This window comes from Muriicola jejuensis, assembly GCF_010671595.1.
In the GTDB taxonomy this organism is placed as follows: domain Bacteria; phylum Bacteroidota; class Bacteroidia; order Flavobacteriales; family Flavobacteriaceae; genus Muriicola; species Muriicola jejuensis.
The window spans coordinates 280,240-294,351 of sequence record NZ_JAABOP010000004.1 but is presented as its reverse complement, the minus strand read 5'-3'; the positions used below and the strand labels follow the sequence as shown (position 1 = coordinate 294,351).

Genomic DNA, 14,112 nt, shown 5'->3' with positions numbered 1-14,112 from the left:
ACGATCATTTTTCCACGAGGGTACCGTCGGGATACTGGGCAAATCGACCCCTTTCTCGGTCGTGGACATGGTCTGGGTAGGGCCAGGGCCATCCCCCGAATTGCGTAAGCCTGTACTCATCCATCGCCTGCTGTATCTCCCTTTCTGTATTCATGACGAAGGGCCCGTATTTTGCGACAGGTTCATTAATGGGCTTTCCCTGTAACAACAGGAAATGGGCTTTTTCCAGTCCGCTGTTGGTAAGTTCCACAGCACGGGCATTGAGGATAACCCCGTGATCTGGTTTAATCCTCGTACTTTCGATTACAGCAGAGTCGCCTTCATAAAAATACAAAGTGCGATTTACTCCTTCCGGTATCTCCGGGAAGGTAAAGCTCGATCCGGGATCCATATGCAGGTTCCAGACGGCCACGTGATTCTCTTCGGATGCCGCCCAGGAATCAGGCGCCGGTTCCGGAGCCCGAGTGTCTCCGTACCTGCCGGCAACGATCCTGATGGATACACCGTCCTGTTCGATCTCGGGGATCTCTTCATGCCAGAGCATTCTGAAATGGGGATCCACCATTTTTTTCTCCCTTGGCAGGTTCAACCAGATCTGAAAGAGTTCCAGGGGGTTCTCCCTGTCTTCCCTAAGTAAAGGAAACATCTCGGAATGCTGTACCCCACGTCCTGCGGTCATCCATTGTACGTCTCCCTCCCCGAACCGGCCGGCGGCCCCAAGGGAATCCGAATGGTCACAAAACCCTTTATTAACAATGGTGATTGTCTCGAAACCCCTGTGCGGATGATATGGGAAACCCGGAACCGTATGCCCGTGGTACATGCGCCAGCCCAGTGCATTAGGAGCAAAATCGTTCCCGAGATTCCTCCCTTCCAGGGAGACAGCAGGGCCCATATGTTCATTTCCCTTTGGGTAATGATCGAGATGGTAGACACAAAACAGGAAAGGATCCTGGGTTTCCCATGGAAATCCCAGCGGGAAGATTTTTTGGATGGAATTCGGCATAACCGGCGATTTTGCCTCAAAAATAAGGAATGATGGATTCGCTCAGTCTTATAGATATGTTAAGGGATACCGCGCTCTGCTATATCTTATTGCTTGGCGTCATTGACCTCAATCCAATTGTTCTCGGGGTCCTGGAGGTAGATCTGCCTTACTCCGTCTGCCCTGAGGGTAACCTGGCCCGGATTGCCTTCCCAGTCCCAGAAAGGGATTTCTTTTTTCAGGAGAGATTCGATGAGTTCCTCAAGGGCCGGGGTAGAGAGGCACAAGTGCTCACTCTTTGACCTTTGGGAGGGAATGGTGTCTTTTCTTATAAGGTGTAATTGGGAGATCCCATCGATCGTGAACCATCGGAATCCTTCGGCATTTGTCGGGTGAGGGATATCTTTGAGACCCAGGACGGAAGCATAGAAATCCCCTGTATTCTCAAGATCTTCCACGATCATGGAATAATGGTCGATCTTAAATGAAAAATCCTGGGATGAAACGGTGTGCAGGGTAAAGAACAAAAGAATAAAAGCTGAAATTCTCATAATGTAAAAGCGGGGTTAGTTCTCCTGGCTTACCTCATAGGAGACAAAGGCAAATTGAAGGCTATCGGGCGACCAGGAGGGTACGTTGATGGTCCCCTGTCCGCCGGTAAATGAACAAAGTGTGCGAATCTTCCCGCTCTGCAGGTCGAACAGTCGGAGCGCGACCCGCTTTAAAGCCGGATGCGCCTGGCCCTGGTCTTCCAGATATGACAGAAAAACAAAATACTTTCCGTCAGGGGAGGGGTGAGGGAACCAATTGGAATACTCGTCATCGGTCATCATCTCCTTCTGAGACCCGTCAGGCCTCATACGCCAGATCTCCATCATGCCCGATCGGAAGGAATTGTAATAGATATATTGGCCATCCGGGCTGAATTCAGGGCCGTCGTCCAGCCCGGGATCCCCTGTTAGCCTAACCTCCTCTGTACCCTCTATCTCCTTGCGGTAGATGTCAAAGTCCTCCCCCCGGTGGGCCACATACAATACAGACCTGCTGTCTGGAGACCAGCCGTGCCAGTAGGATGGCATCTCAGGGGTGATCAAACTGGGGGTGCCCCCGGATATAGGTATGGTATAGATACGTGACGAACCATAAGGCGCGTCTTCCGCAGGATCATTGTTACTCAAGGCTATTGAGGAGCCGTCAGGTGAGATGCCGTGATCGTTGTTACAGTTTCTCGCATCGCCGGTAAAGATCTCAGCCTTCTCGGAACCATTACGGGATACGCTGTAGAGCAGGCCATTCTGGTTAATGACAAAATAATCTCCGTCTATACTCCAGTTGGGTGCCTCAAAATCGGCGTTTTCTTCCCGGACCACACTCCGTTGCCCCGTGGCCAGATCGTATACTTCTAATCGTGAAATCACCGTATTTTCCTGGGGTATTACCCATATTAAGGGGGTGAGCAGACAGGTTAAGATCCAAATGGTTTTCATGATCCCTTCTATGGATGTTACCCCCTAAGATACAAAAAGAGCCTGAAGATCAGGCGTCCTTGAAATCGGCATTCCTGTGACTTCCGTCACAAAAAGGTTTATTGTCCGAGGCTCCGCACCGGCAGAAGGCCGTAGCACGCTTTTTGGTTTCGGTGGATCCGTCCACCATTTTGATCTCGATTTCTCCGTGGACCATCAAAGGCCCGTTGGGTGTGACTTCTACTTTCTGACTCATAGTATCTTTTTTGTTTTCCAGTTCCTTATTCTCTTTTGTTAATCGGTAGCTCAATGCTCCGGACGGACAGCGGTCGATCTGTTTGACCAGGGCCTCCACGGAGGCGTTTTCAGGATTTACCCAGGGCTTCTCCTCGGGTTTATAGACCGAAGGAAGGGTCTTTACACAAACCCCTGAATGAATACATTTCCTCGGTTTCCAGATCACGGCCAATCCAGGCCTTTCATATTCTTTGACGATCTCCTTTTCTCCCATTTCCGTGCGTTTATCGGAGGGCTTCGATTTTTTTCTGAATCTCTTCCGCCTCCGCGTATTTGTCATCTCCGGCACTGCGATTGACCTTCGATAACTCAAAGGCCTCCTTCATCACTTTTTTGTATTGCGCTTCCAGCTTTTCAACCGGACTTTTCTTCTTAAATAGTCCAAACATAATGTGTCAATTAGTCCCTATGGGCGGTGGGCCCTCCGGGATCATGGGTTCATATACTTCGTTTCCTTTTCGCTCTTTGTACTCTGCCTGGATCTTCTCCACCAGTTTGGGATTCTCGAACAGATCCGTCATGGTCATTCCCAGTGCTTTGGCAGCCTGCAGCATCCCTTTGTGGCCTATGCTCATCCCGCCACAGGCCACTACGGCCCAGGAATGCCAGGGGGTATCCTTGGGGGCGACGGTAACTCCGAGGTTGATATTCGGCACATTCCAGCTCACATCTCCCACATCCGTGGAGCCTCCACCGGGATTCTCCTTAGTCTCCTTCAGAGGGGGGATGTCGCTGACCATCCCTACCTGGGGTTTTCCGGTTTCCGCCTGGATTTGCTTCCCAAAGGCCATTTCTTCCTCTGTATAGGTGATGGGCCCCAGGAGTTCCAGGTTTTTCTGCATGACCTCCCCGCCTGCACGGTTCACGAGGACTTCATAGATCCCTGAGATCAGGGATATTTTGTAATCCACATTCGCCATGATCGCAGCCCCCTCCGCCATAGTTTTTACCCGCTCGTAAACCGGCATCATACCACTGCGTTTAGTGTCCCGTACACGAACCCATAAGCGGGCATAATCCGGTACCACATTCACCACCTGTCCGCCATCCTGTATATGGTAGTGGATGCGTACGGTGGGTTTGATGTGCTCCCTGTAGTAGTTGATCCCCGTAGTGTACAATTCTAGTGCATCCGAGGCACTTCTTCCATTCCATGGATCGGCTGAGGCGTGGGCCGCCTGCCCGAAGAATTCCACTTTGAAATCGACCAGGGCCAGGGTGCTTTGTACATCGGCTTCCGTATCTGCACTGGGGTGCCAGCTCAGATTCACATCCACATCGTCCCAAAGCCCTGCCTTAACCATCCAGATCTTACCAAAGAATTTTTCCTCAGCGGGAGTCCCGAAGAATTTAACGGTTCCTTTGATCTTCCCTGTTTCTATCAGTTCTTTCACTGCTATAGCCGCACCCAGGCTTGCGGTACCAAAGAGGTTGTGCCCGCATCCGTGACCGGCTGCACCATCGTTAAGAGGCGATTTTGTCGGCTGTGCCTTCTGAGAAATTCCCGGGAGGGCATCAAATTCACCCAATACACTGATGACGGGCCTTCCAGATCCATAGGTCGCTACAAAAGCGGTGGGCAATCCAGCCACGCCCCTTTCCACGGCAAAGCCGTTTGCTTCAGCGTAATCCGCCAGGATCCTGGAGGATCCCGTTTCCTCAAAGGCAGTTTCAGCCAGGGCCCATATGGAATCGCTTATCTGTACCAGCCTGGACTGATGTTTTTCAATAGAGGAAAGAATGGCTTTTTTGTTCCCGCTTACCTTTTGAGCGTGCATGGGAACCATCACCAATAAAAAAAGGAAGTAAGAGAGGTGCTTCATGGTCGATAGAATCTGATGGTTAAACACTAAATATAACAAAACCTTCGAACATCTCGATATGAAGTGGCTCCAGTTGTCTCAGTCAAGGGCCGACTTATAGGTATCCAGGCATCGCTCCCTGGCTTTCTTGTGGTCGACCATCTTCGGGACATAGTCATCCGAGCCTGCTTCCGGTACCCACTCATTGATATATTTCCTGTCCTTGTCGAATTTGTCGATCTGGGTCATGGGGTTAAAGATCCGGAAATAAGGTGCTGCATCTACCCCGCTACCGGCTGCCCATTGCCAGTTACCCACATTACTGCTCAGTTCGTAATCCAGCAGCTTTTCGGCAAAATAGGCCTCACCCCATCTCCAGTCGATCAGCAAGTGTTTACACAGAAAACTGGCCACGAGCATACGCACCCTGTTGTGCATGTATCCCGTTGCATTGAGCTGTCGCATTCCCGCATCCACGAGGGCATAACCGGTCTGTCCGGTCTTCCATTTCTCGAATTCCTCCTTATCGTTTCGCCAGGGGATGCGGTCGTACTTCTTCTTGAATGCTTCCTTGGTGGTACGGGGAAAATGCCAGAGGATCTGCATAAAGAATTCTCTCCATATCAATTCATTTAGGAAGATGTCATTCTTTTCGGACATCGCCTTCTGAACCATTTCGCGGATAGAGACCGTTCCGAATCGCAAATGGGGACCGAGCCTGGAGGTACCCTCTTTGGATGGATAATTACGCGTCTTTTCGTAATCCTTTATCAAGGAGGGAGACACATCCCAGTCGGGTACTTTGATATCCGACTCTTTGAACCCCATGTCTTCCAGAGAGAGATCGGGCAGGTCTGTATCCTTCAGGAAGTTAGTGTCCTTTAGCTCTTTATCCCAATCTGAAAAGGGCTTGGTCTGGTCAAAATGCTCTTTCCATTTTTTCATGTAAGGGGTATAGACCACATAGGGATCCCCGTCGTCCTTCACCACCTCGTCCTTTTCAAAGATGACCTGATCTTTGAAGGTGTGGAAGGCAATGTCATTTGAACTCAGGAAGTCCACAATTTCCTGATCTCTTTGGGTAGCATAAGGCTCGTAGTCCCTGTTCGTGTACACGGCCTTGAGGTCATACTTTTTTATGAGTTCATTAAAGGTATCCAGGGGTTTTTGGTGAAAAAAGGCAATGGAGGAACCATGATCTTTCATTAGCCTCTTCCTCAGGGTTTGGAGCCTTGCGTGAATAAAGCTTAGTCGGGCATCATCTTCCGGTAATTCGCCCAGGATTTCGGGGTCAAAGATAAATACGGGCAAGACAGGATAGTCTCCCTTAAGTGCCCGGATCAGACCGGTATTGTCTTCGAGCCTTAAATCCCTTCTGAACCAGAAAACCGATACCTGTTTCATCTACGAGATATTCAGGGTTGACATGCCTCCGTCCACCCCGAGGATCTGGCCGGTCATCCATCCGCTTTCTTCCTTGAGGAGGAAGGCGGCCATATGGGCTATATCGGCGGCAGTTCCTACCCTTTTCAGGGGATGTCGTTCTGCCATCATCTCCTTTTTACGGTCGTTGTTCAGCAACCTGGAGGCCAGAGGGGTGTCTACGAGGGATGGGGCGATCACATTCACCCTGACCTTGGGGGTATACTCGGCGGCCAGGGCTTTGGCAAAGCCTTCGATCGCTCCTTTTGCCGCTGCTACGCTGGTGTGAAAAGGCATGCCCACCCCTACAGCCACCGTGCTGAAGAAAACAACAGAAGAGCTTTCTGCCATTCTCGGCATGACCTCTTTGGTCACCTTCACCAGGCTGAAGAAATTGATCTCCATATCTTCCCGGAAAGCATCGAGTCCCATCATTTTCATGGGTTTGAGATTGATACTGCCCGGACAAAATACGAAGCCGTGCAGTGATTCGGGCAATTTGGAAAGGTCTAAGTCGTCTTTGGTCACATCGAAGGGGATATGGGTGACACTGAGAGAGGAAAGGTCCTCTGCGGTCCTGGATGCTACGAAAACATTATGGGTTTCGTGCAAGAGTCGGACTAGCTCCAGGCCAATTCCATGGGAGCCCCCGATGAGGAGAATATTTTTTGTCATACTTATATTTTAATGATGTTTAATGGTTTAGATGTATTTTCTAAGGTTCCGAATCTCTTATTCAGTTGTTCTTCCCTGAATTGGAAAATGGAAACCAGCTGCTTTTTGACCACCAACGGATGTGCGAGATCGCCGAGGATGCCCAGGGGAAGCTTGTAATCGATGATATCTTCCATCTCCACTCCTCCCTCTATGTCGTGTATAAAGTGCTTGTGGTGCCAGAGGGCGTAAGGCCCGAAACGCTGTTCATCCACAAAATAAACTCCGTCCTTGACATGGGTGATCTCGGTGACCCATTTCGTACTGTATCCCGGAAATGGATTTACCTTGTACTGTATGATCTGCCCGGGGTAGATCTTGCGTTCCGCTCCACAAAGGATCTCAAATCCCATAGATGGTTGGGTTATGACCTTGAGGTTGGCCGGGTCAGACAAAAATTCCCAAGCAGTCTCCCGGGAGATAGGGAAGGACTGGCTGGCCGTAAGGCGATACATGCTCATCAAATCGGTTTTAACAAAGATAAATTCAAACTTGTTTAAGAAAAAATTTCAATTGTTAAACAAATAGTAAAGTTGAGAAGTGACCGACCCATTGGCGGGCTACCAAGTTTAAAATCCTTCTCACAAAGCACCTCAAGGCTGAAAGGAATTCGATCAAATATCCCTAAATTTGAAAGAACCTTAAATCCGACAAAAAATGAAAAAAAGTATTGTTTATGTCCTGGCGTTACTGTTAGCTGCCCCGATGATGGCCCAGATTCAGTCTCCCCAGCCCAGCCCTTCCTCTAAACTAATGCAAAAGGTGGGCCTGACCGACGTTACCGTGGAGTATTCCAGGCCTTCCATGAAAGGAAGGACCGTTATGGGCAACCTCGTCCCATTTGACAAAATGTGGAGAACCGGTGCCAACCAGAACACCATGATTACCTTCAGCACAGATGCCATGATAGGGGGTAAGACCTTAAAGGCGGGTACTTATGCTATTTTTACCAAACCCGGAGCCTCGAATTGGGACGTTTACTTCTACACTGATACCAATAACTGGGGCACGCCTCAGGAATGGGACGAAGGGAAGGTAGCGGCCACCTATACCGCAGAGGTCATGAAAATGGATACTCCTGTGGAAACCTTTACCATCACAATCGATGATCTCCACAACAACGGGGCTACCCTCGGTATACTCTGGGAGAACACCTATGTTGGCGTACCCTTTATGGTACCGGCCAAAGAGATGACCATGAAAAGCATTGAGACGGTCATGAACGGTCCTTCTGCAAACGACTACTTCGCCGCGGCCACTTTTTACTTCCAGGAAGGTGAAGACCTAGGAAAGGCCAAGCAGTGGATAGACAAGGCGGTATCTATGAACCCCAATGCCTTCTGGATGATGCGGGCACAATCCCTTATCTATGCAAAAATGGGTGATAAGAAAGGTGCGATAGAAGCCGCTAAAAAATCTCTGGCTGCTGCGAAAGCCGCTAACAATGCCGATTACGTTAAGATGAATGAGGATTCCCTGAAGGAATGGGGTGGCATGTAAAATGATTTTCGGAACTCGATATGAACCCTTGCTTTTGCAGGGGTTTTTTATATCTCTACGGCAGGGTTTTTCAGTATTCTGTCAAAGCCTTCAAGGATCATTGCGAGGACTATGACCAGGGTACATCCGAAGGCATTCAGCCAGAGATAAGACATCCAGTCGCCCATAAAGCCGAAGATCACAACGGCCTGGGTGATGATAGCTGCAACAAAGACTGCATTCCCCTTGACGAACTTCAGGAAGAAGGCCAGCAGAAAGATGCCCAGAACATTCCCGTAGAAGATGGAGCCTATGATATTGACCAGTTGGATGAGGTTGTCGAACAGGTCGGCCACCCCTGCAATCACAATGGCAATGATCCCCCATACCAGGGTAAACCCTTTAGAGGCCCGTACGTAATGTTTCGGGGTCATTTCTTCCTTTCTGTTACGTTTGTAGAGGTCTAATGCCGTAATGGTACCCAGGGCATTCAACTCTGAGGCCGTGGACGACATGGCGGCAGACAGGATCACGGCCAGGAGCAACCCGACCAATCCTCTCGGTAAATTGTTGAGAATAAAGTGGATAAAGACGTAATCCTTGTCATTGGTCTCCACCAGGTTGTCTGCCTGGGTAATAAGGAGTTTGGCCTTTTCCCGGTTCACCTTCTCCTTCTGATTCACAGCGAGGATATGCTGCTTAGCTTCTACGGTAGCCGCGTATTCCTTTAATTTTAAGGCCGCATAGAATTCGTCCTGGGCCATGATCTTTTCGGTCTCTATCTCGCGATGCCTTTCTTCCAGTTCCCGATAGTCATCCGCGTATTCCGAATTTTCTACGGCGATACGGGCTGCGGGATTAAAATTCAGAGGAGAGTGGTTGTACTGATAGAAGACGAATACCATTACGCCCACAAGTAGGATAAAGAACTGCATCGGGATCTTCAGCAAGCCGTTGAATACCAGGCCCAGCTGACTCTCCCTTACTGATTTTCCGGACAGGTAGCGCTGCACCTGACTTTGGTCTGTCCCGAAATAGGCGAGTGCCAGGAAGAATCCACCAGTGATTCCGCTCCAGAAAGTATACCGGCTGGAGGTATTCAGGTCAAAATCGAGGATGTTGAGTTTTTCGCTGGCCCCTGCCACTTTTAAGGCATTGCCGAATGACAGCTCCGGGGGTAGGGCGCCCAGGATAAAGAAGAAGGCGACAAACATCCCGGTCATGATGATGATCATCTGTTGTTTCTGGGTGACGCTCACCGCTTTGGTTCCCCCTGAGACCGTGTAAATGATCACCAGGATTCCGATGATGATATTCAGGGTCAGAAGGTCCCAACCCAGAACGGCAGAAAGGATGATGGAAGGGGCATAGATGGTTATCCCGGCCGCGAGCCCCCTTTGGATGAGAAAAAGGATGGCTGCCAGGGACCTGGTTTTCAGATCGAATCGCTTTTCCAGGAATTCATAGGCGGTATACACCTTAAGCCTGTGGTACATAGGGACAAAGACCATGCAGATCACGATCATGGCCAGGGGTAGTCCAAAATAGAATTGCACAAAGCCCATCCCGTCGTGAAAGGCCTGCCCGGGGGTGGAGAGGAAGGTGATCGCACTAGCCTGGGTGGCCATCACGGAAAGCCCGATGGTCCACCAACGCGCCTGATTTCCCGCGAGGACATAGTCGCTGACGTTCTTGCTTCCCCGGGTTTTCCACACCCCGTAAACCACGATGAACAACAGGGTACCCGAAAGCACAAACCAGTCTAAATTCCCCATTTTAGGCGTTTGAGATCATGATGTAATAAAAAACAAGGACGTAGATGATATTCAGGATGATCACCAGGGAGTATTCCCGTTTCCATTTACTTACTTCTTCCATTATTTGCCCTTTACCGGATTTTCCTGTGGGAGTTTCGCCTTGTTCTGGGAAAGCATGTTCGCAAACAGCTTGAAGGCACCCGGCACTCCTGCCGGTAGCTCCCTGAAGAAACTGAGTCCGGTATAAATGTACGTTCCTTTTCCGTAGGAGGCAATCAAAAGGCTGCCTTCTTTTGGAGTTTCTCCCTGGTCGGCCATGGACAGTACAGGTATAAATGCTTGGTCCCACTCATCCGGAAAGTAAAGTCCGCGTTCCTGTACCCACCCTTCAAAATCGGCCTTGCTTACCTTGTTGGGAAAGCTCATAAGGGGATGTTCGGGGTGCAGGATCTCCACCGGAGAGTCTTCTTCGGTGACGCGGTCTCTCGATATGTGTAAGGAATAGGGTGCCAGGTTTTCGAAATCGAGGCCACTTCTGCCAGAGGTGTTGTACTGTACGATCAGGTTGCCACCTTTATGGACGTAATCGAGCAGTGCATCCTGTTTGAATCGCATCTCATCCACCACATTGTAGGCCCTGATACCGACTACGATGGCGTCGTAATTACCCAGGGTACCCATCTGTATTTCCTCAGGCTTTAGCTCATGTACGGTGTAGCCTATTTGTTCCAGGCTGCTCGGGATTTCATCTCCTGCACCCATTATATAACCTATGTTCTGCCCCGCTTTTTTTATGTCGAGCCTAACGACCTTGGTTTCCGCTGGGAGCAATACCTCCTGAGTGGGGATATGGTCATAGGCGATCGTAACCAGTTCTTTCATCAGTTTAACGCCATCAACAGTCATTACAGGGGTAATGATGCCTTCGCTTTCCTTCTCAGGGGGTGTTACCATGAATGAGAAAACCTTTTCTTCCCCTTTTTTCTTCATGCTCACGGGATATTGCATCCTGTCTACATGCCATCCCGAGGGTACTTGCAAGCCCAGGCTTCCTTCCAGATCGTCTTTGAGGGCGCTGACCACCACATCGATCTGTCTCGGAGAAGCCTGGTCAAAGATCAGCACCTTGTCGCGTATCGAAAGGGATGCCGGTGGGAGGATGTTAAAAGGACTGTAAAGCTCCCCCTTATCCGGACGTGAATACCTGTAAATGACGGGTCTTGAGATCCTGAGGGACGTTCCGTTGATCTCAAGGTCGAAATCGGCAATGAAGGCCGGAGGGGTCTCAGGACGACCTATCAGTTCGAAGTCGTCTACCCTGTACATACCCAGGCTCCCTTTTTCACTCAGCCAGTAAGGGCTTGTAAACGAAGTGGAAGAGGGAACTTCGAAGGTCAGGGTGTGATTTTCCTTTTCGTTATTCTTCAGAACTGAACCGGGTTGGGTCGTTGCGAGTTGGCCAATGCTCACTTTATTTAATACGACCGATGCATCGCTTCTGTTGATGGCCTCAACTTCCACCCGGACCCTGCTTTCAGGGTTTGAATATGGCGCATCCGAAGAGGCTTCCAAATACAACCCCGTCACCTGGGTGATGAGTTCTTTTAATTCGGCCAGTTTTATCTTTTTCCAGTGCTCGTCCTTGATATTTTCGAGTAGTCGATAGGCTTTTAGCAAGGCATTGAGGTGGATGGAGGGATTCTTGAAATCGAAGTTCTCTTCCACTTCGTAAAGGATCTCGCCTATGGCTTTGCCTCCCTCGATTCGGGACCAGGAGGTGTCAATCCCCTCAAAAAGGTCGGTAGGATTATCACTGGGCATCTCGCCCTTTAGCAATTCTATATATTCCTCTTCGCTTCCCCTTGTGGTGGGCCTTCCAAATCCCTGGCATCTGTGCTGACTGCTCGCGATGGATGCGATCTCGTTGTTAGACAGACCCAGCATGGGATAAAAGACCCCCGTATTCAGTTCTATCAATCTCGACTTATCAGCTTTTTCAAAGTTTTCCTGACTCCCATAGAACCACCAGGAAGTATTAAAGAAGAGCCTTTTGGGAGACCATGGCTCCAGTTTTGAAAGTTGTTCCGGGTAGGCCTTGGGATCTGAGACCAGGTCGAATGCCTCCATACTTAATATGGCCGAAGAGGTATGGTGGCCATGGGTAGATCCCGGGGTTCTGTGATCAAAGCGATTTATGATCACATCGGGTCTGAATTCACGGATTATATGCACGACATCTCCCAGGACAGCTTCCTCGTCCCATATTTTAAGCGTCTCATCGGGATGCTTGGAGTAGCCAAAATCATTGGCCCTGGTAAAGAATTGTATTCCCCCATCGACGCGTCTGGCCGCGAGCAATTCCTGGGTCCTCAGTACCCCCAGAAGTTCCCTGAGTTCCGGACCGATGAGGTTTTGTCCGCCGTCTCCCCTGGTGATGGACAGATACCCCGTCCTGGCATGTACCTCGTTGGAGAGGTAAGAGATCAGGCGGGTATTCTCATCGTCAGGATGAGCCGCAATATACATGGCCGAGCCTAAAAAATTGAGTTTTTCGAGGCTGTGATAAATCTCGGTTGAAGAAAGTTTGGCCGGACTCTGCCCAAAGTTCGATTGAAAAAATAGAAACAGACAGATAAAGGTCCGAAATCTCATACCCATAAAACGGATTTTTATTCGGTCCTCAAAGATAGAAAGATCATAAAGCTTTGGCCTGTTTTTACGACTTCTTTAACAGCTCAGATGGCGTCACTGCCTTCATTTTCAATGATTTCATCAGAGACCACGCATACGGCTTTCTGAAGCATCAGGTTGTTCGGATAGGTGACCAGTTGGCCGTTGTCCTTTCTGAGGTGGATGTGATAGGCCCTGATATCCTCTATCAGATAGGTGCCGGAAGTTTCGAGATCCTTGTCCATGATCTGGATCCGATCGCCAATTTTAAAGGGAAAGGAGAAGAACAGAATGATCCCCGCAGTGACGTTGCTCAAAATAGACCACTGGGCGAAGAGCGCCACTCCGATCACCGCAAATACGGAGGAGAGGATCAGCCCGAGTTCTTTGATGTTAACTCCCCAGATCAGTATCAGGGCCACCACGGCAAGTACCGTGAAACCAAAGGAAATATACTTGCTGACCAGCCTGGTGCGCGCCTGATTCAACTCGCTGATACTGCCTACCTTCCGAACGGTCTTGTGTGTCAGGAAGCGGAGAATGACCACCACGACCAGGATGATCCCTGAACTCAGCAATTCGCTGTAATGCCCTAAAATAAAGTCTTCCATATAAATTAAAGTCCCAATGTATCCCGCAAAGATACATCCTCAGTTCCATTTTGGCGCCAGTAAGGTGTCTTAAGGGAACTAATTTTCCTTGCTTTTGTGGTGAGAACTTTGGAATTCGACCCAAATCCGCTGGGATAGGTTTCCTCCCAGCTATCTATGGTATAGGGGAATTCCTCATCGAATCGGATGATCAGTTTGCGTTCAAGCTCGGGATAGTTCAGGGTATACGTGAAAAATCCGTCTTCCCGAACGAGTTGTGCGTCTGTTTTATAGGCCTGTACAGGTTTGTGCACCAGTCTCAGGTAGTCAAAGGATGGGATCATGGAAACAGTACCGACCGGGAGGTCCTCCGGGCGGATCCTGATTCTTGTCCATATCTCGTTTTCAAGAGGTACTTTATCCAGGCTGATCTGCTGGTCTCCCTCCGATTCGAAATACGAGTAGGTACTGACCTCAAATTGGTCCCTGTTGTTGAGTTGGGCAAATACATGTCCGCACCACTCCTGAATGGAGGAGGTCACTTTGAGGGCATGCTGGTTGTCTGTTACGGGATAAAATGTGCTGCTCATCACGGAATAGGGGTAGATACCGGTAAGGAAGTTCTTGGTAGCATTGAGTTTCAGGACGGATATGTTGGAGGGGGAACTCGCATCTGCCTTTACCTGTTTCCCTGGTACAAAAGGCTCCGTCACATAGATCAGTACGGCTTTGCCCGGGCGCAATTCGCCGTAGCGGGCCTGCTGGAGTTCGTAGGAGGTTATTTCGGCTTCGCCAGCATACCAGTAGTCCTTAAAAGGCTGGGTGAGGGGTTTGGGTTTGATCTGTTCTTGTTGTACCTCGTCTTCTTGTTGTGCCATTTTCTTCTCCACCTTCCGGCAAGAGGAAAAAAGGGCGATAAACAAAAGAAAA

The 14,112-nt window shown here is 49.6% G+C and carries 14 protein-coding genes; 1 reads left to right on the top strand and 13 read right to left on the bottom strand.

Features of this window, described 5'->3' with window-relative positions:
* Window positions 1-4: 4 nt before the first annotated feature.
* From GWK09_RS13215 to GWK09_RS13175, 9 genes are all read right to left on the bottom strand, one after another.
* Window positions 5-1,006, bottom strand: coding sequence for a pirin family protein (locus GWK09_RS13215; protein ID WP_163693929.1), 1,002 nt, complete (start codon window positions 1,004-1,006; stop codon window positions 5-7).
* Window positions 1,007-1,092: 86 nt separating this feature from the next.
* The gene (locus GWK09_RS13210) at window positions 1,093-1,536 is read right to left on the bottom strand and encodes a VOC family protein (RefSeq protein ID WP_163693928.1); all 444 of its coding nucleotides are present in this window, start codon (window positions 1,534-1,536) and stop codon (window positions 1,093-1,095) included.
* 15 nt (window positions 1,537-1,551) lie between these two features.
* Window positions 1,552-2,472, bottom strand: coding sequence for a TolB family protein (locus GWK09_RS13205; protein ID WP_163693927.1), 921 nt, complete (start codon window positions 2,470-2,472; stop codon window positions 1,552-1,554).
* A gap of 49 nt (window positions 2,473-2,521) precedes the next feature.
* Window positions 2,522-2,962: a (4Fe-4S)-binding protein gene (locus GWK09_RS13200; RefSeq protein WP_163693926.1), complete on the bottom strand. Its 441-nt coding sequence runs from the start codon at window positions 2,960-2,962 to the stop codon at window positions 2,522-2,524.
* A 10-nt stretch (window positions 2,963-2,972) separates the two neighbouring features.
* Complete coding sequence (locus tag GWK09_RS13195) at window positions 2,973-3,137, bottom strand: Lacal_2735 family protein (protein WP_163693925.1); 165 nt, start codon at window positions 3,135-3,137, stop codon at window positions 2,973-2,975.
* Window positions 3,138-3,143: 6 nt separating this feature from the next.
* Complete coding sequence (locus GWK09_RS13190) at window positions 3,144-4,571, bottom strand: amidohydrolase (protein WP_163693924.1); 1,428 nt, start codon at window positions 4,569-4,571, stop codon at window positions 3,144-3,146.
* Between the two features lie 78 nt (window positions 4,572-4,649).
* Window positions 4,650-5,954 (bottom strand): cryptochrome/photolyase family protein, encoded by a 1,305-nt coding sequence (locus GWK09_RS13185; protein ID WP_163693923.1) that lies wholly within the window; start codon window positions 5,952-5,954, stop codon window positions 4,650-4,652.
* Window positions 5,955-6,647, bottom strand: coding sequence for an SDR family NAD(P)-dependent oxidoreductase (locus tag GWK09_RS13180; protein WP_163693922.1), 693 nt, complete (start codon window positions 6,645-6,647; stop codon window positions 5,955-5,957).
* Window positions 6,648-6,649: 2 nt separating this feature from the next.
* Window positions 6,650-7,147, bottom strand: a complete 498-nt coding sequence (locus GWK09_RS13175) for an SRPBCC family protein (RefSeq protein WP_163693921.1) — start codon at window positions 7,145-7,147, stop codon at window positions 6,650-6,652.
* Window positions 7,148-7,343: 196 nt separating this feature from the next.
* Here GWK09_RS13175 and GWK09_RS13170 point away from each other — a divergent pair, with 196 nt between their 5' ends.
* Window positions 7,344-8,186: a DUF2911 domain-containing protein gene (locus tag GWK09_RS13170; protein WP_163693920.1), complete on the top strand. Its 843-nt coding sequence runs from the start codon at window positions 7,344-7,346 to the stop codon at window positions 8,184-8,186.
* 47 nt (window positions 8,187-8,233) lie between these two features.
* On the opposite strand, the gene GWK09_RS13165 is transcribed toward GWK09_RS13170, so the two are convergent.
* The 4 genes from GWK09_RS13165 to GWK09_RS13150 form a co-directional block, all read right to left on the bottom strand.
* Window positions 8,234-9,940 carry a sodium:solute symporter gene (locus GWK09_RS13165; protein WP_163693919.1) on the bottom strand — a complete coding sequence of 569 codons (1,707 nt, stop codon included), beginning with the start codon at window positions 9,938-9,940 and terminating at the stop codon, window positions 8,234-8,236.
* 102 nt (window positions 9,941-10,042) lie between these two features.
* The gene (locus GWK09_RS13160) at window positions 10,043-12,574 is read right to left on the bottom strand and encodes a PIG-L family deacetylase (protein ID WP_394367583.1); all 2,532 of its coding nucleotides are present in this window, start codon (window positions 12,572-12,574) and stop codon (window positions 10,043-10,045) included.
* 83 nt (window positions 12,575-12,657) lie between these two features.
* Window positions 12,658-13,203, bottom strand: a complete 546-nt coding sequence (locus GWK09_RS13155; protein WP_163693917.1) for a mechanosensitive ion channel domain-containing protein — start codon at window positions 13,201-13,203, stop codon at window positions 12,658-12,660.
* A 5-nt stretch (window positions 13,204-13,208) separates the two neighbouring features.
* The gene (locus GWK09_RS13150) at window positions 13,209-14,060 is read right to left on the bottom strand and encodes a septum formation inhibitor Maf (RefSeq protein ID WP_239530937.1); all 852 of its coding nucleotides are present in this window, start codon (window positions 14,058-14,060) and stop codon (window positions 13,209-13,211) included.
* Window positions 14,061-14,112: the final 52 nt, after the last annotated feature.